Origin of the sequence: Pseudomonas neuropathica, from assembly GCF_051174785.1 — a bacterium.
GTDB classification, from domain to species: Bacteria; Pseudomonadota; Gammaproteobacteria; order Pseudomonadales; family Pseudomonadaceae; genus Aquipseudomonas; species Aquipseudomonas neuropathica_A.
On record NZ_CP195111.1, the window covers coordinates 2,969,923 to 2,991,635 of the forward strand.

A 21,713-nucleotide genomic window follows, 5' to 3' on the forward strand; every position below is an offset into this window, starting at 1 on the left:
ACAACAATGCACCCAAGCCTGACCGAAACACCCGCCCTGTCACGCCGTGGCCTGCTGAAATTCAGCCTCGGCGCCACGGCGTTCCTCGCCACCGCCGGACTCGGCGCCAGCCTCACTGGCTGCTCATCGAGCGTCGCGGCCAACGGTTTTGTCTCGTTGCGCGATGGCGATCTGCTGTTTCTGCGCGCACTGATTCCGGTGATGCTCGACGGCGCCGTAGCGGCCGAGAGGATGCCGGGCGCCGTTGAAGGCACGCTCAAGTCGCTGGACTACAGCCTCGAGCACCTGTCGCCAGAAATGCTCAAACTCACCCGACAATTGTTCGACGTACTCGGCATGGCGGTGACGCGCGGGCCACTCACCGGGATCTGGGGCAGTTGGGAAAACGCCAGTGCCGAGGCGATGCGGCATTTTCTTGATCGCTGGGAAAACAGCTCATTGAGTTTGTTGCGCATGGGGCATAGCTCGTTGCAGCAAATGGTGATGATGACCTGGTATACCCGCGCAGAATCGTGGGCGCATTGCGGTTATCCCGGCCCGCCTACCGCTTGAGATCAGCGGCGCGGCATTCGCGAGCAGGCTCGCTCCCACAGGAAAATGCATTTCAAATGTGGGAGCGAGCCTGCTCGCGAAGAGGTCGGCCGCCACACCGCCGCATCCAAAAATAATAAAGAGAACCTGATCGATGCCCGTACCCGACCCGTTCCGCGAAGGCCTCGCCCGAGGCTGGAAAACCTACAACGGCGCACAGCTGACCGACGACCTCAACCTTGAGGCCGACGTGGCGATCATCGGCAGCGGCGCCGGTGGCGGCACCACGGCGGAAATCCTTAGCGCTGCCGGCTACAAAGTCCTGCTGATCGAAGAAGGCCCGCTGAAAACCAGTTCAGATTTCAAAATGCTTGAAGACCAGGCCTACAGCAGCCTCTATCAGGAAGGCATCGGCCGCATGAGCAAGGACGGCGCGATCACCATCCTCCAGGGCCGCGCGGTTGGCGGCACAACGCTGATCAACTGGACCTCGAGTTTTCGCACCCCGGAGCCGACCCTCGAGCACTGGGCCAGAGAACACAACGTCAAAGGCCATAGCCCCGAGGAGATGGCGCCATGGTTCGAGAAAATGGAACAGCGCCTCGGCGTTGCACCGTGGATGGTCCCGCCCAATGCCAACAACGACGTGATCCGCAAAGGCTGTGAGCAACTCGGTTACAGCTGGCACGTGATCCCGCGCAACGTGCGCGGCTGCTGGAATCTCGGCTATTGCGGCATGGGCTGCCCGACCAACGCCAAGCAATCGATGATGGTCACGACCATTCCGGCGACGCTGGAAAAGGGTGGCGAGCTGCTTTATCTGGCCCGCGCGGAGAAACTGCTGATCAACGGCGACAAGGTTACCGGCCTGCAATGCGTAGCGATGGATGAACGCTGCGTCGAGCCGACCGGGCGTAGTATCACGGTCAAGGCGCGGCATTACGTACTGGCTGGCGGCGGCATCAACAGCCCGGCGCTGTTGCTGCGTTCGGACGCGCCGGATCCGCATAAAAGCCTCGGAAAACGCACCTTCCTGCACCCGGTGAACATGTCCGCCGCGCGCTTCGACGAAATCATCAATCCGTTCTACGGGGCGCCGCAGTCAATCTACTCCGACCATTTTCAGTGGAAGGACGGCACCACCGGACCGATGGCCTTCAAACTCGAAGTGCCACCGCTGCATCCGGCGTTGGCGGCTACCCTGCTCGGCGGCTTTGGTGAGGAGAGTGCGCAACACATGGCTGACCTGCCCCATACCCACGCCATGCTGGCCTTGCTGCGCGACGGCTTTCACCCGGACAGCACGGGCGGTGCAGTCGAGTTGCGGGGCGATGGTTCGCCAGTACTCGACTATCAGGTTTCGCCCTACGCCTGGGAAGGCCTGCGCCGGGCCTTTCACGTCATGGCCGAAATCCAGTTTGCCGGCGGTGCGAAAGCGGTGATGCCGATGCACGCCGACGCCCGTTACGTGAAAACTTTGGCCGAAGCGCGCACGCTGATCGACGGTTTGAGCCTTGAGCTGTACCGCACTCGGCTGGGCAGCGCTCACGTCATGGGCGGTTGCGCGATGGGCGAAGACCCGAAAAGCGCGGTCACCAACAGTCTCGGCCGGCATCATCAATTGGCTAATCTGTCGATCCATGACGGCTCACTGTTCCCCACCAGCATCGGCGCCAACCCGCAGCTGTCGGTGTATGGACTGACCGCGCAACTGGCGACATCCCTCGTCGATCGGCTGAGAAACCCGTGAAAAAACCGATTATTGCCATCGTCTATAGTGCTTTCTTACCCAACAGGCGACTTGGCCGACCGGGACGGCTGCGATACCATCCGACTCCCCAACGGACTCCCGCCAGGACGACGCGATGAACCGAGTGTTGTACCCAGGTACCTTCGACCCTATTACCAAGGGCCATGGCGATCTGGTCGAACGCGCCTCGCGCCTGTTCGACCACGTGATTATTGCGGTCGCTGCCAGCCCGAAGAAAAACCCGCTGTTCCCGCTGGAACAACGGGTCGAACTGGCTCGCGAGGTCACCAAACACCTGCCTAACGTGGAAGTGGTCGGCTTCTCGACGCTGCTGGCGCATTTCGCCAAAGAGCAGAACGCCAATGTGTTTCTGCGTGGTTTGCGTGCGGTGTCGGACTTCGAATACGAATTTCAACTGGCCAACATGAACCGCCAGTTGGCCCCGGATGTCGAGAGTCTGTTTCTCACCCCGTCCGAGCGTTATTCGTTCATTTCGTCGACGCTGGTGCGGGAAATTGCCGCGTTGGGTGGCGATATCAGCAAGTTCGTCCACCCCGCTGTGGCCGATGCGCTGACCCTGCGCTTCAAAAAGTAGGCGCTGCCGAAGGCTCGGGCTGCGATCCTGGCTGTTGATTACAGCCCTTGATCGCAGCAGCGTGCACTGCGCGCGCCAATGCGGCACAATTGCGCGCATTGATTTATAGCGCCCGGGCCTGCCGCCCCGGCTGGAGTTAGCATGTCCCTGATCATCACCGACGATTGCATCAACTGCGACGTCTGCGAACCCGAGTGCCCGAACGCCGCCATTTCCCAAGGCGAAGAGATCTATGTGATCGACCCGAACCTGTGCACCCAGTGCGTCGGCCACTACGACGAACCGCAATGCCAACAAGTTTGCCCGGTGGATTGCATTCCGTTGGACGAAGCGCATCCGGAGACTGAAGAACAGTTGATGGAGAAGTACCGCATCATCACCGGCAAGGCCTGATCCGCCGGATTTGTAGCGCTCTTTCGGGCCTCTTCGCGAGCAAGCTCGCTCCCACATTTGAAATGCGCTGCAATGTGGGAGCGGAGCTTGCTCGCGAAAGGGCCATCAGCGGCAGCGCAAAATCCTGATCAGCTCACTCACGTTGCTCAAACCCCTCCCCTAGACACCCCAGACACCGCACAAACGCCGCCTTCGCCGGATCCACCACCAGCGCCTGCCCGGCATCGCCGATCCCGCCACCCAGAGCGGTAAACGGCAACGACACGACAAACGCGCCCGCACCGATCACCGTCGCCACCACCAATAGAGGCCGGGCAATCAGCAAATCGCCAAGCATGGCGTAGGCCGGGGGATTCTGGATGGTGTAACGCGGGTCACCGCTGCCATTTTCCGCGGCCTGAACAGCCAGACCGGAACACAGCAGCAGCGTAACAAAGAGGACTTGCAAGGATTTCATGGCACGATCCTTCGGGCTTAACAGTGAGACAACTCACTATAGACCGTAGGACTTTTTCAGCCTGTTGCCTCAGGTCTGGCAGCGCGGGCAGAACACACTCGCACGCTGACCCAGCTTCACTTCGCGCAGCCCTGTGCCACAAACCTTGCAGTGTTCACCGCCACGGCCGTAGACAAACAGCTCCTGCTGGAAATAGCCCGGCTGACCGTCACCGCCAATGAAGTCACGCAATGTAGTGCCGCCACGCTCGATCGCGGCAGCCAGAATGCGTTTGATCTCGGTCGCCAGCTTCAGGTAGCGCCCCCGAGAAATTCCCCCAGCCTCACGGCGCGGATCAATCCCGGCGGCAAACAATGCTTCAGTCGCATAGATATTGCCGACCCCGACCACCACCGCGTTGTCCATGATGAACGGCTTGACCGCCATCGAGCGCCCGCGTGATAGCTGAAACAAACGCTCACCATCGAACAGATCGGTCAGTGGCTCCGGGCCAAGACGGATCAGCAATTCATGATTGAGCGGATCGTTGCTCCACAACATCGCGCCGAACCGTCGCGGATCGGTGTAGCGCAGCGCCAGCCCCGACTCCAGTTCGATATCGACGTGTTCGTGCTTGAGCGCCGGCAGTCCGACCTCAACCAGACGCAAATTGCCCGACATGCCCAGATGGCTGATCAGCGTACCGACCTCAGCGTTGATCAACAGGTACTTGGCCCGACGTTCGACCAACACGATGCGCTGCCCCGACAGGCGCACATCGAGGTCTTCCGGGATGGGCCAGCGCAAGCGCCGATCACGCACGATCACCCGACTGACGCGTTGGCCTTCCAGATGCGGGGCAATGCCCCTACGGGTGGTTTCGACTTCCGGCAATTCAGGCATGGTGTTCTCGAATCAATGCGCGCCGAGGTCGCGGATCGTTTGTTTAAGGGTTTCGAAGTCGTAATCCGACAGCCCTACATAGTCGAGTACCAGCGGGCCGACGGCGTTCCATTCGAAATCTTCGGTCTGGTTGCCCAGCACGCGATAAGACGCGCAAATGTGTTCGGCCATTTTCAGGATCGCCAAAAGATTTTTCAGTTGGCTGTTCTTTGACGATTCATCGCTGAATATCGCCAACGCGTTGTGGTGGTTGGCGATGGCGGCGCTGACATGCTCCGGCAGGCGCCACGACTTGGCGGTGTAGTAACCGACCACGGCATGGTTGGTGTTGAACTCGCTGTTTTCGGTGTCCACCACTCGACACTCGGCACTGGCATTAGCGTAAGCCTTTTCCAGAACTGTCATGTAATTAGGGAACCGTTGCAGCATCAAGGGCACGCCGCAATCGTGGAACAGACCCAAGGCATATGCCTCATCGCCCGCCTGAGTGCCGATACGCTTGGCCAGCGTCAGGCACGTCATCGCCACGTCCTGGGCGGTGTCCCAGAAACGGTTGAGCGTAACGATGGTGTCGTCGTTCATCTCGCCCTTGATCGACTGCGCGTTGATCAGGTTGATGATCGAACGGCTGCCCAGCAGGTTTACCGCGCGCTGAATCGAGGTGATCTTGTTGCTCAGGCCGTAATACGGCGAGTTGACGATTTTCAGCAGCGAACCGGACAAGCCTGGATCCTGAGAGATCAGCCTGGCGATCACCTCCAGGTCCGGGTCGGGCATGTACTGCTCCATTTGCAGATCCACCATGATCTGCGGTTGCGCCGGCACACTGATGCCTTGCAGCGATTGTTGAATCTGTTCGGTGGTCAGCTCTTGGGACATAAGTACACACTCTGGGACAGGCGGCGATTCTAACCTCTAAAAACCGCACGACGACACACCAGTGGGCAATTGTCAGGAACTTTCATTCAGCCCACGGCTTCGGAATCTGTAATGCCCAACGGATCACTCCGGTCCCTTACGGCGGCAAACTCCCACAGACTCAGGAGCTTATCGATGGCCACTTCCCTCAACGGCAAACGCGTTGCCATTTTGGTAACAGACGGTTTCGAACAGGTCGAACTGACCGGTCCCAAGCAGGCACTGGAGCAAGCCGGCGCGCAAGTCGACATCCTTTCCGCCGAGGCCGGCAAGGTCAAAGGCTGGAACCACGACAAACCGGCGGACGACTTCAAGGTCGACCAGACCTTTCAAGAAGCCAGCAGCGAGCAGTATGACGCGATCGTCCTGCCGGGCGGCGTGCAGAACTCCGACACCATCCGCATCGATCAGGATGCCCAGCATCTGGTCAAGACCGGCGCCTCGGCCGGAAAACCGATTGCGGTGATCTGCCATGGCGGCTGGTTGCTGATCTCGGCGGGGCTGGTCAACGGCAAGACCATGACCAGTTTCAAAACGCTCAAGGATGACCTGGTCAATGCCGGGGCCAACTGGGTCGATAAAGAAGTGGTCAAGGACGGTCACCTGATCAGCAGCCGTCAGCCGGATGACATTCCGGCGTTCAACAAAGAGCTGATCGACGCACTGTCTGCGTAGAAGTCAAAACCGCCTTCGCGAGCACGTCGAATCGTCACTCCCACATTGGTCTTGTGTCAGTCACAAATCCCCTGTGGGAGCGAGCCTGCTCGCGAAGAGGTCATCAGCGTTTCATCGCACGCCAAACCCGGCACAAGTCGCAACACGCTATACTCCCGCTCTTTTTTCCGGAGCGACGTCATGTCCCTGCCTAGCTTGCGCCTCAAAGCCAACGCCGACCGTCGCCTGCGCGCCGGTCACCTGTGGGTCTACAGCAACGAAATCGATGTAGCCGCTACCCCTTTGCACGGCTTCCAGGCCGGCGATCAAGCCCTCCTCGAAGCCGCCGGCGGCAAGCCGCTGGGCATCGTGGCGATGAGCCCGAACAACCTGATCTGCGCCCGCCTGCTGTCGCGCGACATCAAGCTGTCGCTGGACAAATCCCTGCTGGTGCACCGCCTGAACGTCGCTCTGTCGCTGCGCGAGCGCCTGTTCGACAAGTCTTTCTATCGTCTGGTCTACGGTGATTCCGACCTGTTGCCTGGCCTGGTCGTTGACCGCTTCGGCGACATCCTCGTCGTCCAGATCGCCTCGGCGACCATGGAAGCGCATAAAGATGACGTGATCGCCGCGCTGACCCAAGTGCTCAAGCCAAGCGGCATTCTGTTCAAGAACGACTCCGCTGCGCGTGATGCCGAAGGCCTCAACCGCTACGTCGAAACCGTGTTCGGCCTGGTGCCGGAGTGGGTGGCGCTGGAAGAGAACGGCGTGAAGTTCGAAGCCCCGGTGATTCAGGGCCAGAAAACCGGCTGGTTCTACGACCACCGCATGAACCGCGCCCGCCTGGCCCCTTACGCCAAAGGTAAACGCGTTCTCGACCTATATAGTTACATCGGCGGCTGGGGCGTGCAGGCTGCCGCGTTCGGCGCCAGCGAAGTGTTCTGCGTCGATGCTTCGGCTTTCGCTCTCGACGGTGTTGAGCGCAACGCTGCGCTGAACGGCTTCGCCGACAAGATGACCTGCATCGAAGGCGACGTTTTCGAAGCCCTGAAAGAGCTGAAAGCCAGCGAAGAACGCTTCGACGTGATCGTTGCCGACCCGCCAGCGTTCATCAAGCGCAAGAAAGACATGAAAAACGGCGAAGGCGCCTACCGACGCCTGAACGAGCAAGCCATGCGCCTGCTTAACAAGGACGGCATCCTGGTCAGCGCGTCGTGCTCGATGCACCTGCCGGAAGACGATCTGCAGAACATCCTGCTGACCAGCGCCCGTCACCTGGATCGCAATATCCAGTTGCTGGAACGCGGCGGCCAGGGTCCGGATCACCCGGTGCACCCGGCCATCGCCGAAACGCGTTACATCAAGAGCATCACCTGCCGCCTGCTGCCCAACAGCTGATCCTGCGGATGACGGGGAGCCAGCAGGCTCCTCGTCTGCTTTGCGCGCCGCGCTGCTGGCGCCCTGCCAGTTCGCTATCGCCCCGCACTTCCTACAATTCTCTTCCTGCCGACTTGCAGGATATTTCCTTATATCTTTTGATTGCTGAAACTTGCCCTACAAGTTTATTTGCAGCCGAAGACTGCTCCGACAAAATTACTGGAATTTTCCTACTTAATATCCGCTTGCCAATAATCCATTACAAACTATTATGAAGTTGTCACCACGAGGTGACTTCAACTATCGATGAACAAGGAGTTCACATCATGAAAAGTATTTCTCTGGAAAGTAAAAAAATCGCAAACCTGGCTTTTCTGGTTGCCTCTAAAGCCCGCTAAGTAAGTCAGGACGCCGGGGAGTGCCGGCAACCCGGCGTCCTTTTGACTTTATCCAGAGTGAATAGCCCCACATGCACATTAACCCCTTTCTATTTATATTGCCGCGTTCGCCTGGACAAGTTGTATGGAACTATAAAAACCATACACAACACGAACTCGACCTCAACTTTTCAATTCGCCTTGCACAACTAATCAACAACCCCGAACTTTTTGACAGCCACAACATAATAGACACTCAACTATTAAGTGCGGGCATTCTAACCGTTTCAAAAACAGACAATCCGCAATGGGGCTGGGATGAGCTGTCGAAGATTTACCACATCGGCACGCAGAACATTCCCTGTGAACATACCCCTCAGAATATTCACGAGTGGTCCAGACAATATCTGGCGCACTGCAATGAAGTATTGGCCACACCAACGCCTGCAACAGACCGCCCGACGCTTGAAACCGGGCAGCGTATTGCCCTGCCCGCACCGTGCGCATTGAGTGACAACAGTCTTGAAAAGGTGCTGCTCCAGCGCAAAACCTGTCGCAGCTATACAGGTGCAGCGATAACGCTGAATGACGTCGGCACCCTGCTCTACCTGTCCCTCGGTTATCTCCATGAACGTGACAACGATCGCGACGACAGCATCGCCCACGGGCTCAGCGCACGGCGCAGCAGTCCTTCCGCAGGAGGCCTGAACGCTTGTGAAGGTTTCCTGCTGGTGCAGAACGTCGATGGTCTTGAACCGGGCATCTATGCCTATCATCCAGCCGAACATACCTTGAGCCGGGTCAATCCGTTACCTGAACCCGCGCTGGGCCACTTGCTTGGCGGTCAGCATTTCATCAACAACCTGCCGCTGGGGTTATTCATCACCGCCCGGTTCGACCGGCTCTGGTGGAAGTACGAACATTCGCGAGCCTATCGCATGGCCTTCGTCGAGGCCGGTCACCTGTCGCAAACCTTCCAACTGGTCGCCACGGCATTGGGCCTCAATACCTGGCTGACCGGTGCGTTTGCCGACCAGCAGGTTGAAGCACTCCTCAACATCGAGGGCAGTGCTGAACAACCGTTGTTCTTTGTTGGCTGTGGAGAAAGCGACGGGCAAGTGATGTGCCACGAAATGCGCGATCTGTTGCGCGAGGGACAGCCATGACCCTCCCGATGTCGGCACCGGATGAAACACCGGTCTCCTGGGCGCTCAAGTTCACTCTGGCAGACTGGGAGAGCCGCGCCTCGGTGCGCAGCAGTACCCATAACTATCTGTTGCCCGACGATGTGCCACTGCAACTGCAAACCCGCCACTGGTTTCCACCGGCGTTTCTGCCTTATCTGGCACATCCGGCCATTCAGGCGGCGGGGCGCGACGTGCTGCACCGACTGTCAGCCAACCACCTGGTGCACTTTCTCGATTACACCACCCTGCTCGAACATCGCATCGTCAATCGTGCCGTGGAAGTCATCGTGCACAGGGAATTGCCCATCTACGTGCCTCTGTCGATGAAACACGCGGCGCTACAGCTCTACACCGACGAGGGTTACCACGCGCTATTTTCCAATCGTCTCGCTGAGCAGATCGCCAGTTTCTATGGAATCACCGGACGTCCGGCGATTCCGCAGCGCATCACCCGCCTGAACTCGCTGATTGCTCGCACGCCGGAAAAGAACCGGGCGCTGGCATGGTTTCTGCTGGGCTTCGTTTCGGAAACCATCATTGCCCGGGAGCTGCTGGACGTCTGCCGCGACAGCCTGGTGTCCAGCGTCAACGACATGCTGCGCGACCATCTGGCGGACGAAGCACGCCACAGTCGCTACTTCGCCGAAGCGTTCCATTACTTCTGGCTGTCGATGAACAGCCGCCAGCGCACGTTTGTGAGCAGAACCTTGCTGGAAATCATCGGGATCTTTTTCGAGGCCGACGAACGCTGGCTGCAACAGAGCTTGCGAGGAGCCGGCATCGCTGACAGTGATGTGATGGAAATTGTCGGCGGCATGGCAACGGTGCAAGCCAATCGTGCACGTGCACGATCAGGCGCCATCGCAACCCTGGACGCACTGCGCAAGGCCGGATTTTTCGCACTCCCCCATAACCAGAAACTTTTCGCCAAGGCAGGACTGATCGATGGATAAAGGACAATCCGTGGCAACCACCCGACAGCGCCGTGGGGCTGTCAGCCTATTGCTGGCCATGGTGCTGCTTGGCGTGTTTCCACTGGACGTGCTGCTGCCTTCCTTTCCGGCAATGGCGACGCACTTTCTCCGTTCACCGGCAGACATCGCACTGTCCATCAGCCTGTTCGCCGTGGGGATCGCGTTTGCCCAGCTCTTGATCGGCCCTCTCTCGGACGTGATCGGGCGCAAGGGCTTGCTACTCGTCGGCATGAGCGTATCGATGCTGGGTGCGTTCGGTTGCGTGATGACTTCCGATTACACGCTATTCCTGGTCTTTCGGGTTCTGCAGGCCTTGGGCTGTGGATGTTTCGTACTGTCCCAGGCGCTGGTGCAGGATCTGTTCGACGGTGAGGAGCGCGATCGTTTGCGTATCCTGATGGTTACGGCCACCGGGATTTTCATCTCGGTGTCGCCGCTGGCCGGCACGTTTCTGCAGGCCACACTCGGCTGGCGCGGCAGCTTCTGGGTGTTTACCGCGCTGTCCGCCATGGTGCTGATCAAAGCGTGGTTGTTTCTATCGAACGACCGTCCGACCTACAGTGGTGCGCGGCTCGGTTTCATTCAATCCTACCAACGCGTGCTGGGGGATTTCGAGTTTATCGGTTACTGGCTGATCTCTGCATTTGCCTTCGCCTGTCACTTCTCGTTCATCGTGATTTCGCCGCTGATCTTCATGGACCAACTGCAACTCGCGCCTTATGACTTTTCACTGATCCTGCTGGTTTACGGTGCCGCCTATGTGGTTGGTGGCCTTCTGGCCGCCGTACTGAATCGGCGGATCACGCCGGTTCAGCAAATCTTCACCGGGCTCTGCCTGATACTGCTGTCGGGATTGGCGATGCTGTACCTGGCGGCGAATCATGCGCTGGCTCCGGCCACGGTGTTGATTCCAATGCTGATCTGCACGGCGGGCACCACCATTTCCCGCCCCGCCGCCACCTCTCGGGCCATGGGCCTGTTTCCTGAGAACGCCGGTACTTCGGCTTCGGCGGGCAGTACGATCATTTTTATTTGTGGCGGGCTTATCAGCGCATTGATCAGCCTCAGTCCGGCCAATCTGCAATCAACGCTGGGCTACAGCTTTGTGCTATTGAGCGCGACAGCGCTGGTGCTCAACAACCGGCTCAGCCGCCGCGCAAGAAACGTTGAAGCCAATGTCGTTGCACAGACCGGCGGTGATTAAACCCACCGGTCGTCATCCCATACACACCGTCGGCACTGGAACAACGCTTTGCGCCATTCCCTCCAGACGCCAGCGGTGTAGAATCGGCTGATTCATCGCCATTCATCCCCCGGCGGGTTTATGAGCTCAGGCTGAGACCAGCGGCGATCCCGCAACGTCATCGGCAACTTCACGAACACACGGCCATTTCTGAGTGTTCCAGACGTCAATAGAAGCTCACTCCCCTTTTGCACCTGATTAGTAAGTGATTAGCCGCCCGGAGTGCTCCATGCCAGATTACCGCTCGAAAACATCCACCCACGGCCGCAACATGGCCGGTGCCCGCGCATTGTGGCGCGCCACGGGGATGAAAGATGACGACTTCAAAAAGCCGATCATCGCGATTGCCAACTCGTTCACCCAGTTCGTACCGGGCCACGTGCACCTCAAGGATCTGGGCCAACTGGTCGCCCGTGAAATCGAACGCGCCGGCGGCGTAGCGAAAGAATTCAACACCATCGCCGTGGATGACGGCATCGCCATGGGTCACGACGGCATGCTGTATTCGCTGCCGAGCCGCGAGATCATCGCTGATTCCGTCGAGTACATGGTCAACGCCCACTGCGCCGACGCCATCGTCTGCATCTCCAACTGCGACAAGATCACCCCGGGCATGTTGATGGCCGCGTTGCGCCTGAACATTCCGGTGATCTTCGTTTCCGGCGGCCCGATGGAAGCCGGCAAAACCAAACTAGCGTCCCACGGCCTCGACCTCGTCGATGCCATGGTGATCGCCGCCGATGCCAGCGCTTCTGACGAGAAGGTTGCTGAGTACGAGCGCAGCGCCTGCCCGACTTGCGGTTCGTGCTCCGGCATGTTCACCGCCAACTCGATGAACTGCCTGACCGAAGCACTGGGCCTGGCCTTGCCGGGCAACGGTTCCACTCTGGCCACCCACAGCGACCGCGAACAACTGTTCCTGCAGGCTGGCCGCACCATCGTCGAGCTGTGCAAGCGCTACTACGGCGAGAACGATGAATCGGTATTGCCGCGCAACATCGCCAACTTCAAGGCGTTCGAGAACGCGATGATGCTCGACATCGCCATGGGCGGTTCGACCAACACCATCCTGCACTTGCTCGCTGCCGCCCAGGAAGCCGAGATCGATTTCGACCTGCGCGACATCGACCGTCTCTCGCGCAGCGTTCCGCAACTGTGCAAAGTCGCGCCTAATATCCAGAAGTACCACATGGAAGATGTGCACCGCGCCGGCGGCATCTTCAGCATCCTCGGCTCGCTGGCCCGTGGCGGCCTGCTGCACACCGACCTGCCGACCGTGCACAGCCGCAGCATGGAAGAAGCCATCGCCAAATGGGACATCACCCAGACCGACGATGAAGCCGTGCACCACTTCTTCAAGGCCGGCCCTGCCGGTATCCCGACGCAGACGGCGTTCAGTCAGTCGACCCGTTGGGAAACCCTGGATGACGACCGTGAAAACGGCTGCATCCGCAGCTTCGAACACGCCTACTCGCAAGAAGGTGGCCTGGCCGTGCTGTACGGCAACATCGCCCTCGATGGCTGCGTGGTGAAAACCGCCGGTGTCGACGAATCGATCCACGTCTTCGAAGGCAACGCGAAGATCTTTGAAAGCCAGGACAGCGCCGTACGCGGCATCCTCGCTGACGAAGTGAAGGCTGGCGACATCGTCATCATTCGCTACGAAGGCCCGAAAGGCGGCCCGGGCATGCAGGAGATGCTCTACCCGACTTCGTACCTGAAATCCAAAGGCCTGGGCAAAGCCTGTGCGCTGCTCACCGACGGGCGTTTCTCTGGCGGTACTTCCGGTCTGTCCATCGGTCACGCTTCGCCAGAAGCCGCCGCCGGCGGCGCGATCGGTCTGGTGCAGGACGGCGACAAAGTGCTGATCGACATTCCGAACCGCTCGATCAACCTGTTGGTCAGCGACGAAGAACTGGCTGCACGCCGCGCCGAGCAGGACAAGAAAGGCTGGAAACCTGTGGAAGTGCGTCCACGTAAAGTGACCACCGCACTCAAGGCCTACGCCCTGCTGGCGACCAGTGCCGACAAAGGTGCTGTGCGTAACAAAGCGATGCTCGACGGGCTGTAAGCGTCAAATCGCCGAAACAAAAATGCCCCGCCAAGTGCGGGGCATTTTTTTGTCTGACCGAAATCCCAAAGTCACTGCAGATCAAACTGTGGGAGCGAGCCTGCTCGCGAATGCGGTATGTCAGAAACAGAGATGGCGACTGACACTACGCTTTCGCGAGCAGGCTCGCTCCCACATTGAATCGGTGTGGCTTACTGAATTTCCTCAGGCTTTACGATCACCCAGTTCTTGTCCGCCGTCACCGGCAACCCTTCTTTCGCCTGCGCCGCTGCGTGCTTGGCCATCATGCCGTTCAACTGCGTCATGTACTTGTCCTTGCGGTTAACCCACAAGTGAATCCCGCCCTTGGCCACATCAACATCGTGGAACAGCATGTAACCGTCGCTGGTCGGCGTATCGCCACCCACCAGTACCGGTTTTTTCCATTCGTCGATGTAGGTGAGAATCGCCGCGTGCTTGCCAGCCATCCACGTTGCCGGCGTCCACAGGTACGGCGTCAACTCCAGGCCCAGGTTGGCCTTCTCGTCATATTTGCCGGCGGTGATCTGTTTGCGTGCGGTGGTCAGTTCGTTGGTTTCGCGGTTCTTCAGCAGCGTGGTCACGCCAATGACATTCTGCGGTTTGACGTTGTAGCCATACTTCGGATCCGCCGCGACCATGCGCACCAGCTCTTCAGACGCGGCGGTCATCACGTAGACCTCGATGCCGTTCTCCATCAGCTTGTTGTACAGCTCTTGCTGGCCGGTGAAGATCTTCGGCGGATTGACGTCGAGCTTCTTCACCACATCGCCTTCGTAATACGTCGCCGGCACCGGTTTGCCCGAGGCCATCAGCTCATCGACGTAGCCTTTGAGTTCCTTGAGAGTGAAGCCGGAGAACACCTGCGCCACCCATGGGTAGCAGACCATGTCGTCGACTTCGCAGAGGCGATAGTAGTAACTGAACAGGCTTTCCTTGTGGTCGGCGGTGTCCTTGAACGGCATCAGTTTCAGGGAAGGGTCGAGTTTGTCGCGGGTGATCAGGCCCTTGTTTTCCATGAACGGCAACAATGACTCTTCGAGGTCGTAGCGGTAACTGGTGTTGTCCATGTCGAACACCGCGTAGTTACCCTTATTGGCGTTGGCGGCGATCATCGCATCCAGCGCTTTGGCCTGATCGACGGGCCAGTGTTTCAGGTCAGTAGCGAAGGCCTGAGTGGCCAGGCCCATGCCCACAGTCAGTGCGACAGCCAGAAATTTCGGTGCGAACTTCATACGCCTCTTCTCCCTGATTCAAAGAGATCGACGCTAACAAATAAGTGTGACAGTCCTCGTCTGTCAGCGACCGCTCACGTCCCTATTGCGCCAGATGCATTGCCGAGAGCGACACAGGCTTATTCCAAAAACGACGGACACCCTGCTATTTCGGTATTAAATCATTGCAAATCAAACTGTTAGGCTTGCCGGTTCGCAGTTGCCCAAGAATGCGACTGGCACAAGTCTTATCGGAGTTTTCATGAATCTGCCGCTGATCCTCAATCTGCTGGTGTTCCTCGCCCTCCTGTTCGGTCTGGCGCAAACCCGCCACACCACGTGGAGCCTGGCGAAAAAAGTCCTGCTCGCACTCGCGCTAGGCGTAGCGTTCGGCGTCGTCCTGCACACCATTTACGGTGCCGGCAACCCGGTGCTGAAAGCGTCGATCGGCTGGTTCGATCTGGTCGGCAACGGCTATGTGCAGTTGCTGCAAATGATCGTCATCCCGCTGGTGTTCGCCTCAATCCTCAGCGCCGTGGCACGCCTGCACAACGCCTCGTCGCTGGGCAAGATCAGTTTCCTGACCATCGGCACCCTGCTGTTCACCACCGCGATCGCGGCGCTGATCGGCATCGGCCTGACCAATCTGTTCGGCCTCACCGCCGAAGGTCTGGTCGCCGGCACCCAGGAAATGGCCCGTCTGCAAACCATTCAGACCGACTATGCCGGCAAGGTCGCCGACCTGAATGTGCCGCAACTGCTGCTGTCGTTCATCCCGCAGAACCCGTTCGCCGATCTGGCGCGGGCCAAGCCGACCTCGATCATCAGTGTGGTGATTTTCGCCGCATTCCTCGGGGTTGCCGCGCTGCAACTGCTCAAGGATGACGTCGAGAAAGGTCAGAAAGTGATCAACGCCATCGACACCCTGCAAGCCTGGGTGATGCGTCTGGTGCGTCTGGTGATGAAGCTGACGCCGTACGGCGTACTGGCGCTGATGACCAAAGTGGTCGCCGGCTCCAACCTGCAAGACATCATCAAACTCGGCAGCTTCGTCGTGGTGTCCTACCTCGGTCTGGGCCTGATGTTCGTCGTGCACGGCTTGCTGGTGTCGGCGGCCGGGATCAACCCGCTGCGTTTCTTCCGCAAGATCTGGCCGGTGCTGACGTTCGCATTCACCAGCCGTTCCAGCGCGGCGAGCATTCCGCTGAGCATTGAAGCGCAGACCCGTCGTCTGGGGATTCCGCAGTCGGTGGCGAGTTTCGCCGCGTCGTTCGGCGCGACTATCGGCCAGAACGGTTGCGCCGGTCTGTACCCGGCGATGTTGGCGGTGATGGTTGCGCCAACGGTCGGCATCAACCCGCTGGATCCGCTGTGGATCGCGACGCTGGTGGCGATTGTGACGTTGAGTTCGGCGGGCGTGGCGGGTGTTGGTGGCGGCGCGACCTTCGCGGCGCTGATCGTGCTGCCGGCGATGGGGTTGCCGGTTTCACTGGTGGCGTTGCTGATTTCGGTTGAGCCGCTGATCGACATGGGTCGTACAGCGTTGAACGTGAGTGGTTCGATCACCGCCGGTGCGATTACCAGTCAGGTGATGCAGCAGACCGATAAAGCGTTGCTGGATGCTGATGAGCATGCGGAGTTGGCTCAGGCTTGATTAGCGCCTGACAGACCGCTATCGCGAGCAGGCTCACTCCCACATTGGATCTGTGATCGACACAAATCCCCTGTGGGAGCGAGCCTGCTCGCGAAGCTCTTAAGCTTTTTCCCAGACTTCGAAGTTGTACGCGGGCTTATCTTCAACCGCCGGGTTTTCAACGTTCGACACCAGCTTCCACTGGTGCAAATCAAACTCCGGAAACCACGCATCCCCTTCCGGGCTCAGCGCCACGCGAGTCAGATACAGACGATCCGCCTGCGCCAGCCCTTGCGCGTACAACTGCGCGCCGCCAATCAGCATCAGCTCATCGACGCCCTGCTCCTTCGCCCATTCCTCGGCGCGAACCACAGCAGCTTCCAGCGATGGATAAACCTCGGCACCTTCGAGCACCAGACCGGCCTGACGGCTGACCACGATGTTCAGGCGCCCCGGTAACGGCCGACCGAGCGAATCCCAGGTCTTGCGACCCATGATGATCGGCTTGCCCAAGGTCGTCGCCTTGAAGTATTTGAAATCCCCCGGCAGGTGCCAGGGCATGCTGTTGTCGACGCCGATCACGCGGTTTTCACCGAGGGCTGCGATCAGGCTGAGGGGGAGTGATTTAGTCATGCCGGCGAGGATACCAGAGCCGCGCTTACCCCGATAAGCGCCACAGCGGTTATGCTCAGCGCTCATTTAAGCGACGGGACGCTGCGTGACTGAACTGACTCCACTGCAAAACCTCTGGCTCACCGAGACCGTGCGCCTGCGCGAAGAACACGCAGGCCCACTGGATGACCTGGAAGCCAATCGTCTGGCGCGCACCGCCGGCGGTGATCTGCCGAGCCGCATTCAACGCCGGGCGTTGTGGCTGGCCGAACGTGACGGGCTGACCAATGCTCTGAAACACTGGCTGCAAGGCGCGCGTCTGGCGCTGCTGCTGTTGATGATTTTCGCTGTGCTTAGCGGCGCTGGTCTGGCCTTTGCTGCGCTGGGCCAAACCCCGGTCAATGTGTTCTGGGCCTTGGGCAGCCTGCTCGGGCTGAACCTGATTCTGCTACTGAGTTGGTTGCTGGGATTGGTCTTTGCCGGAGAGCACGGCGCCACGCTCGGCCGATTGTGGTTATGGCTCAGCGAAAAAATGGCCCGCGACGCCAAAGCCGCGCAACTGGCACCGGCCCTGCTGGTGATGCTGCAACGCAAGAAACTCAATCGCTGGTCACTCGGTACGCTGGTCAACGGTTTGTGGTTGCTGGCAATGCTCAGCGCGCTGATTCTGTTGCTGACGCTCATGGCGACCCGGCGCTACGGCTTCGTCTGGGAAACCACGATTCTCAGCGCCGACACGTTTATTCACGTCACCCATGCGCTCGGTTACTTGCCGTCGCTGCTTGGTTTCAATGTGCCAACGGTGGAGATGATCCGTGCCAGCGGCGACGGCGCGCTCGATATCGAAAGCGCTCGTCAGGCCTGGGCGACCTGGCTGTTTGGGGTGTTGGTGGTGTACGGCGTGCTGCCGCGACTGCTGCTCGCACTGTTGTGTTTCTGGCGCTGGAACAGCGGCAAAGCCGCGCTGCGTCTGGACTTGAATCTGCCCGGCTACGCGCAGTTGCGCGAACGTCTGATGCCGACCAGCGAACGCCTCGGCGTCAACGACCCTGAGCCTGCGCAATTGCACCGTGTCGAAAGCGGCGTTGGCGAACTCGCCAGCGAAGGCGCGTTGCTGGTGGCCATCGAACTCGATGAACAACGCCCATGGCCGCCCGCGCTGCCGAAAAATGTCAGCAACGCCGGCATCCTCGACAGCCGCGAATCGCGGCACAAACTCCTCGAACAATTGAGCCGCTTCCCGCCGGCACGTCTGGCCATTGCCTGCGATCCACGGCGCTCGCCGGATCGCGGCAGCCTCGCCTTGATCGCTGAACTGGCGCGCAGTGCCAGCGCCACCCGCGTCTGGCTGCTGCAAGCGCCGCCCGGTGAAGCACTGGATGCCGAGCGCCTCGGCGACTGGCACGTGGCGCTGCAACAGCTTGATCTGAAGTTCGCCGATTGCGCGCCGTTGAACTGGCTGGAGACTGGCCATGACTGATGCCTGGAAAACGCCGCTGAAACTCGCGGTGGTCGGCCACACCAACGTCGGCAAGACCTCGCTGTTGCGCACGCTGACTCGCGATGTCGGCTTCGGTGAAGTCTCGCATCGCCCGAGCACCACGCGGCATGTCGAAGGTGCGCGGTTGTCGGTGGACGGTGAGCCGTTGCTCGACCTCTACGACACACCGGGGCTGGAAGACGCCATCGCCCTGCTGGATTTTCTCGAACGCCTGGAACGCCCCGGCGAACGCCTCGATGGCCCGGCGCGATTGGCGCGATTTCTCGATGGCAGCGAGGCGCGCCAGCGCTTTGAGCAGGAAGCCAAAGTGCTGCGGCAACTGCTCGCCTCCGACGCCGGTTTGTATGTGATCGATGCGCGCGAACCGGTGTTGGCCAAGTACCGCGATGAACTGGAGGTGCTCGCCAGTTGCGGCAAACCGCTGCTGCCGGTACTGAATTTCGTCAGCACCGCCAATCATCGCGAGCCGGATTGGCGTGAAGCGTTGGCGCGGCTGGGGCTGCATGCACTGGTACGTTTCGACAGCGTTGCGCCACCCGAGGATGGTGAGCGGCGGCTGTATGAAAGCCTTGCGCTGCTGCTGGAAAATGCTCGTCCGCAACTGGAACGGTTGATTGCCGATCAACAGGCTCAGCGCCTGGCGCGGCAGCAAAGTGCGGCGCGATTGATTGCTGAATTGTTGATTGACTGCGCCGCGTGCCGGCGCAGTGTGGTCAGCGAGGCGGCGCAGGAACAGCAAGCCATCAGCGAATTGCGCAAAGCCGTGCGCCAGCGCGAGCAGAAATGCGTCGAGGCGCTGCTCAAGCTCTTTGCGTTTCGTCCACAGGATGCCGCGGCGAGCGATTTGCCATTGCTGGATGGGCGCTGGGGCGATGACCTGTTTAACCCGGAAACCCTCAAGCAACTCGGCGTACGCGTGGGCGGCGGTATTGCTGCCGGTGCAGCGGCGGGGGCTGGCGTGGATTTGCTGGTCGGCGGGATTACCCTCGGCGCGGCGGCGCTGGCAGGCGCGATTGCTGGCGGCGCGCTGCAGACGGCGCGTAGTTATGGCAGCCGGTTGCTCGGCAAGATCAAAGGGCAGCGTGAGCTGACGGTGGATGACGGAGTGCTGCGGCTGTTGGCGTTGCGTCAGCGACAACTGGTGTTGGCGCTGGATCAGCGCGGGCATGCGGCGATGGACGCCGTTCAGGTGGCCACGCCACAGGATAAAACCTGGCGTGAGGGCAAGTTGCCGGAAGCGCTGAACAAGGCGCGGGCGCATCCGCAGTGGTCGTCGCTCAATCCGCAGGCGAAGTTGAATCAGGCGGAACGGCAGGAGCAGATTGAGGCGTTGGTAGGGAAGGTGCTTGAGCTGTAGACGCCGCCCCTCACCCCAGCCCTCTCCCAGAGGGAGAGGGAGCTGACCGTGTTGTTCTTCCGTCATACGTCGACCTGAGATATCCAGTCGAACTCAGGTTTGAAAGGCATGAAAATCGGCTCCCTCTCCCTCTGGGAGAGGGCTGGGGTGAGGGTTGCAATCACCCGGCCGACAACAAAACTTCAGCCTTACGCTTCAGCACACCCAAATCCATCACCGGCACCGCGCTCTCCTTGGCCAACTCATCCCACTGCCGCATCCGCAGGCTGACCGCACACAACGGATCGCGCTCAAACTCATTCGCCTCTGCCTCTGTCATCACCCCACCCTGATACGCCAGCGTCTGCCGACTCGCCTCACTCAAGCGCGCGAAATACCCCGGCTCACGCAACGTCAGATACCGCTTGGCCTGTACGTGATATTCCACCAGCCGCGCCATGCGCTCGCTGAACCCGGCCTCACGCAAATAATCCGCGCCCAAGCGCTCATGACTGACCACGCCATAACCGCCCATGTTCTCCGCGCCTTCGGCGCACAAATGGCCGATGTCATGAAAGAACGCCGCCAGCACCACTTCATCATCGAAGCCCTCGGCCATCGCCAGTTCGGCAGCCTGGGACATGTGCTCAATCTGTGACACCGGCTCGCCGATGTAATCGCTGGTGCCGAAGCGTTCGTACAACCCGAATACCCGGGCAATGACTTGCTCGCGACCTGTCATTCAATCTCCTCCAGCAACTGCGCAATGTTGCGCTCGGCCAACGCCGGGCCGACGCTCATGCCGACGCCGCTGTGCATCAACGCCACGCTCAAACCCGCTGCCGGGCGCAAGAATGAAAATGGCCCCGACCCTCGAGAACCATAGACACCCTGCCAACGTTCGACCACTTGCACCTTGCAGCCCAATGTCTGTTCGGCCAGTTCGAGCATCCAGTTATCGACTTGCTCGGCATTGAAGGGCGAGGGGTCGCTGCCGTAATGGTGCGAGTCGCCGATGATCAGTTCGCCGTACGGCGTCGGGCTGATCAGCAGGTGGATGCCGTTGTCGTGCAGGTGCGGTTGCTCTCGAAGAATCTGCGCCTGTACCGCCGCCGCTTCCGGGAGATCGGCGAAGGCGCCGTAGTGCACGCAGCTCAGGCCGGTGAGCAAGGCGTGTTGCAGATTGAGATCAATCTGCGGTTTGGCGCGGAGCATTTGCAGGCGACATATTTGCGGGTCGAGCGCAGCGATCGGCTCGGCGAGCAAGGTCTGATAATCGTGGCCGGAGCAGACGATGATCTGCTTTGCGGTAAAGCTGCCGGCGGTGCTGTGCAGGCGTCCCGGCTCCACGTCGCGTACCAGCGTGGAGAAGTGGAACTCGACGCCGAGGTCGCGGCGCAGGTAATCGATCAGCGCCGGGATTGCTTCTCGTGAGTACAACTGTTGATCGTCGATGCCGTGGAGGGCGGCGCGGTGGTGACTGAACTGGCCGTTGTACAGATCGCGCAGGGCGGCGCCGCGAAGCAGGTCGACCTTGTAGTCGTGTTCAATGGCGCGGCCGGTGCAGAAAGCTTCGAGCAGGTGCTCTTCGGCTTCGGTTCTTGCGAAAAGATAAGAGCCGTTACGCTTGATCTGCAAACCGGCGAGTTGCGCCCAGTCGCCCCAGATTTCGCGGCTGGCCTTGGCCAGTTCGAGCATCGTTCCGGGTGGCTGGCCAGTGACCAGGGCCTGGCCGAAGTTGCGCACTGAAGCGCCGAGGGGCGTGGCAGTGCGTTCGAAAACGGCGACCTTGAGGCCGCGTTTAGCGGCGGCGTAGGCGTGGGACAGGCCGAGGATGCCGGCGCCGACGATGAGCAGGTCTTTGAGTTGTGTCATCTGGATGATGTCCTGCATGAGAGACCGCTTTCGCGAGCAGGCTCGCTCCCACAGGGGATTTTTTGTGCCCACAGCATTTGTGTTCACAGAAGATCCAATGTGTCAGCCCCCACAG

The 21,713-nt window shown here is 59.9% G+C and carries 20 protein-coding genes; 13 read left to right on the forward strand and 7 right to left on the reverse strand.

Annotation, left to right across the window (positions count from 1 at the left end):
* The first annotated feature begins 6 nt into the window (after positions 1–6).
* The 4 genes from ACRRSD_RS13525 to ACRRSD_RS13540 all read left to right on the forward strand — a co-directional run bounded on the left by ACRRSD_RS13525 (position 7) and on the right by ACRRSD_RS13540 (position 3,269).
* Complete coding sequence (locus ACRRSD_RS13525) at positions 7–552, forward strand: twin-arginine translocation pathway signal protein (RefSeq protein ID WP_435038346.1); 546 nt, start codon at positions 7–9, stop codon at positions 550–552.
* A 133-nt stretch (positions 553–685) separates the two neighbouring features.
* Complete coding sequence (locus ACRRSD_RS13530; protein WP_435038347.1) at positions 686–2,281, forward strand: GMC family oxidoreductase N-terminal domain-containing protein; 1,596 nt, start codon at positions 686–688, stop codon at positions 2,279–2,281.
* A gap of 115 nt (positions 2,282–2,396) precedes the next feature.
* Positions 2,397–2,876, forward strand: coding sequence for a pantetheine-phosphate adenylyltransferase (gene coaD / locus ACRRSD_RS13535; protein WP_003229157.1), 480 nt, complete (start codon positions 2,397–2,399; stop codon positions 2,874–2,876).
* Positions 2,877–3,017: 141 nt separating this feature from the next.
* A complete protein-coding gene (locus ACRRSD_RS13540; protein ID WP_038358877.1) occupies positions 3,018–3,269 on the forward strand; it encodes a YfhL family 4Fe-4S dicluster ferredoxin in 252 nt (83 codons plus the stop codon).
* 133 nt (positions 3,270–3,402) lie between these two features.
* Here the strand turns inward: ACRRSD_RS13540 and ACRRSD_RS13545 are convergent, their stop codons facing one another.
* The 3 genes from ACRRSD_RS13545 to ACRRSD_RS13555 all read right to left on the reverse strand — a co-directional run bounded on the left by ACRRSD_RS13545 (position 3,403) and on the right by ACRRSD_RS13555 (position 5,433).
* Positions 3,403–3,726, reverse strand: a complete 324-nt coding sequence (locus ACRRSD_RS13545) for a multidrug transporter (RefSeq protein ID WP_435038348.1) — start codon at positions 3,724–3,726, stop codon at positions 3,403–3,405.
* A 69-nt stretch (positions 3,727–3,795) separates the two neighbouring features.
* Complete coding sequence (mutM, locus tag ACRRSD_RS13550; RefSeq protein ID WP_435038349.1) at positions 3,796–4,608, reverse strand: bifunctional DNA-formamidopyrimidine glycosylase/DNA-(apurinic or apyrimidinic site) lyase; 813 nt, start codon at positions 4,606–4,608, stop codon at positions 3,796–3,798.
* A gap of 12 nt (positions 4,609–4,620) precedes the next feature.
* On the reverse strand, positions 4,621–5,433 hold the full coding sequence (locus tag ACRRSD_RS13555; RefSeq protein WP_435038502.1) for an HDOD domain-containing protein: 813 nt from the start codon (positions 5,431–5,433) through the stop codon (positions 4,621–4,623).
* Between the two features lie 228 nt (positions 5,434–5,661).
* Between ACRRSD_RS13555 and ACRRSD_RS13560 the strand changes: the two genes are divergently transcribed.
* The 6 genes from ACRRSD_RS13560 to ilvD all read left to right on the forward strand — a co-directional run bounded on the left by ACRRSD_RS13560 (position 5,662) and on the right by ilvD (position 13,409).
* Entirely contained in the window at positions 5,662–6,201 is a 540-nt protein-coding gene (locus ACRRSD_RS13560) for a type 1 glutamine amidotransferase domain-containing protein (RefSeq protein ID WP_435038350.1), read from the forward strand.
* 180 nt (positions 6,202–6,381) lie between these two features.
* Positions 6,382–7,578, forward strand: coding sequence for a class I SAM-dependent rRNA methyltransferase (locus ACRRSD_RS13565; protein WP_435038351.1), 1,197 nt, complete (start codon positions 6,382–6,384; stop codon positions 7,576–7,578).
* Positions 7,579–8,026: 448 nt separating this feature from the next.
* Positions 8,027–9,100, forward strand: a complete 1,074-nt coding sequence (locus ACRRSD_RS13570) for a SagB family peptide dehydrogenase (RefSeq protein ID WP_435038352.1) — start codon at positions 8,027–8,029, stop codon at positions 9,098–9,100.
* A complete protein-coding gene (locus ACRRSD_RS13575; RefSeq protein WP_435038353.1) occupies positions 9,097–10,074 on the forward strand; it encodes a diiron oxygenase in 978 nt (325 codons plus the stop codon). The genes ACRRSD_RS13570 and ACRRSD_RS13575 overlap by 4 nt, the downstream gene beginning before the upstream one ends.
* Positions 10,067–11,299 (forward strand): multidrug effflux MFS transporter, encoded by a 1,233-nt coding sequence (locus tag ACRRSD_RS13580; protein ID WP_435038354.1) that lies wholly within the window; start codon positions 10,067–10,069, stop codon positions 11,297–11,299. The genes ACRRSD_RS13575 and ACRRSD_RS13580 overlap by 8 nt, the downstream gene beginning before the upstream one ends.
* Before the next feature lie 268 nt (positions 11,300–11,567).
* Positions 11,568–13,409 (forward strand): dihydroxy-acid dehydratase, encoded by a 1,842-nt coding sequence (gene ilvD / locus ACRRSD_RS13585; RefSeq protein WP_435038355.1) that lies wholly within the window; start codon positions 11,568–11,570, stop codon positions 13,407–13,409.
* Between the two features lie 191 nt (positions 13,410–13,600).
* Here the strand turns inward: ilvD and ACRRSD_RS13590 are convergent, their stop codons facing one another.
* Positions 13,601–14,662: a haloacid dehalogenase-like hydrolase gene (locus ACRRSD_RS13590; protein WP_435038356.1), complete on the reverse strand. Its 1,062-nt coding sequence runs from the start codon at positions 14,660–14,662 to the stop codon at positions 13,601–13,603.
* Positions 14,663–14,903: 241 nt separating this feature from the next.
* Here ACRRSD_RS13590 and ACRRSD_RS13595 point away from each other — a divergent pair, with 241 nt between their 5' ends.
* A complete protein-coding gene (locus ACRRSD_RS13595; protein ID WP_435038357.1) occupies positions 14,904–16,295 on the forward strand; it encodes an L-cystine transporter in 1,392 nt (463 codons plus the stop codon).
* A 99-nt stretch (positions 16,296–16,394) separates the two neighbouring features.
* Here ACRRSD_RS13595 and ACRRSD_RS13600 read toward each other — a convergent pair whose 3' ends face one another.
* Positions 16,395–16,907, reverse strand: a complete 513-nt coding sequence (locus ACRRSD_RS13600) for a dihydrofolate reductase (RefSeq protein ID WP_435038358.1) — start codon at positions 16,905–16,907, stop codon at positions 16,395–16,397.
* 85 nt (positions 16,908–16,992) lie between these two features.
* Between ACRRSD_RS13600 and ACRRSD_RS13605 the strand changes: the two genes are divergently transcribed.
* Complete coding sequence (locus ACRRSD_RS13605) at positions 16,993–18,366, forward strand: DUF2868 domain-containing protein (RefSeq protein WP_435038359.1); 1,374 nt, start codon at positions 16,993–16,995, stop codon at positions 18,364–18,366.
* Positions 18,359–19,744, forward strand: coding sequence for a GTPase/DUF3482 domain-containing protein (locus ACRRSD_RS13610; protein ID WP_435038360.1), 1,386 nt, complete (start codon positions 18,359–18,361; stop codon positions 19,742–19,744). The genes ACRRSD_RS13605 and ACRRSD_RS13610 overlap by 8 nt, the downstream gene beginning before the upstream one ends.
* 160 nt (positions 19,745–19,904) lie before the next feature.
* Here the strand turns inward: ACRRSD_RS13610 and ACRRSD_RS13615 are convergent, their stop codons facing one another.
* Together ACRRSD_RS13615 and ACRRSD_RS13620 are read right to left on the reverse strand one after the other, a co-directional pair.
* Positions 19,905–20,465, reverse strand: a complete 561-nt coding sequence (locus ACRRSD_RS13615; protein ID WP_435038361.1) for a phosphonate degradation HD-domain oxygenase — start codon at positions 20,463–20,465, stop codon at positions 19,905–19,907.
* A complete protein-coding gene (locus ACRRSD_RS13620; RefSeq protein WP_435038362.1) occupies positions 20,462–21,598 on the reverse strand; it encodes a TIGR03364 family FAD-dependent oxidoreductase in 1,137 nt (378 codons plus the stop codon). Before ACRRSD_RS13620 ends, ACRRSD_RS13615 begins: the two co-directional genes overlap by 4 nt.
* Positions 21,599–21,713: the final 115 nt, after the last annotated feature.

Coding starts and splice junctions, on each gene's coding strand:
- ACRRSD_RS13525 (WP_435038346.1), top strand. CDS start 7: ATGCACCCAAGCCTGACCGAAACACCCGCCCTGTCACGCCGTGGCCTG.
- ACRRSD_RS13530 (WP_435038347.1), top strand. CDS start 686: ATGCCCGTACCCGACCCGTTCCGCGAAGGCCTCGCCCGAGGCTGGAAA.
- coaD (WP_003229157.1), top strand. CDS start 2,397: ATGAACCGAGTGTTGTACCCAGGTACCTTCGACCCTATTACCAAGGGC.
- ACRRSD_RS13540 (WP_038358877.1), top strand. CDS start 3,018: ATGTCCCTGATCATCACCGACGATTGCATCAACTGCGACGTCTGCGAA.
- ACRRSD_RS13545 (WP_435038348.1), bottom strand. CDS start 3,726: ATGAAATCCTTGCAAGTCCTCTTTGTTACGCTGCTGCTGTGTTCCGGT.
- mutM (WP_435038349.1), bottom strand. CDS start 4,608: ATGCCTGAATTGCCGGAAGTCGAAACCACCCGTAGGGGCATTGCCCCG.
- ACRRSD_RS13560 (WP_435038350.1), top strand. CDS start 5,662: ATGGCCACTTCCCTCAACGGCAAACGCGTTGCCATTTTGGTAACAGAC.
- ACRRSD_RS13565 (WP_435038351.1), top strand. CDS start 6,382: ATGTCCCTGCCTAGCTTGCGCCTCAAAGCCAACGCCGACCGTCGCCTG.
- ACRRSD_RS13570 (WP_435038352.1), top strand. CDS start 8,027: ATGCACATTAACCCCTTTCTATTTATATTGCCGCGTTCGCCTGGACAA.
- ACRRSD_RS13575 (WP_435038353.1), top strand. CDS start 9,097: ATGACCCTCCCGATGTCGGCACCGGATGAAACACCGGTCTCCTGGGCG.
- ACRRSD_RS13580 (WP_435038354.1), top strand. CDS start 10,067: ATGGATAAAGGACAATCCGTGGCAACCACCCGACAGCGCCGTGGGGCT.
- ilvD (WP_435038355.1), top strand. CDS start 11,568: ATGCCAGATTACCGCTCGAAAACATCCACCCACGGCCGCAACATGGCC.
- ACRRSD_RS13590 (WP_435038356.1), bottom strand. CDS start 14,662: ATGAAGTTCGCACCGAAATTTCTGGCTGTCGCACTGACTGTGGGCATG.
- ACRRSD_RS13595 (WP_435038357.1), top strand. CDS start 14,904: ATGAATCTGCCGCTGATCCTCAATCTGCTGGTGTTCCTCGCCCTCCTG.
- ACRRSD_RS13600 (WP_435038358.1), bottom strand. CDS start 16,907: ATGACTAAATCACTCCCCCTCAGCCTGATCGCAGCCCTCGGTGAAAAC.
- ACRRSD_RS13610 (WP_435038360.1), top strand. CDS start 18,359: ATGACTGATGCCTGGAAAACGCCGCTGAAACTCGCGGTGGTCGGCCAC.
- ACRRSD_RS13615 (WP_435038361.1), bottom strand. CDS start 20,465: ATGACAGGTCGCGAGCAAGTCATTGCCCGGGTATTCGGGTTGTACGAA.
- ACRRSD_RS13620 (WP_435038362.1), bottom strand. CDS start 21,598: ATGACACAACTCAAAGACCTGCTCATCGTCGGCGCCGGCATCCTCGGC.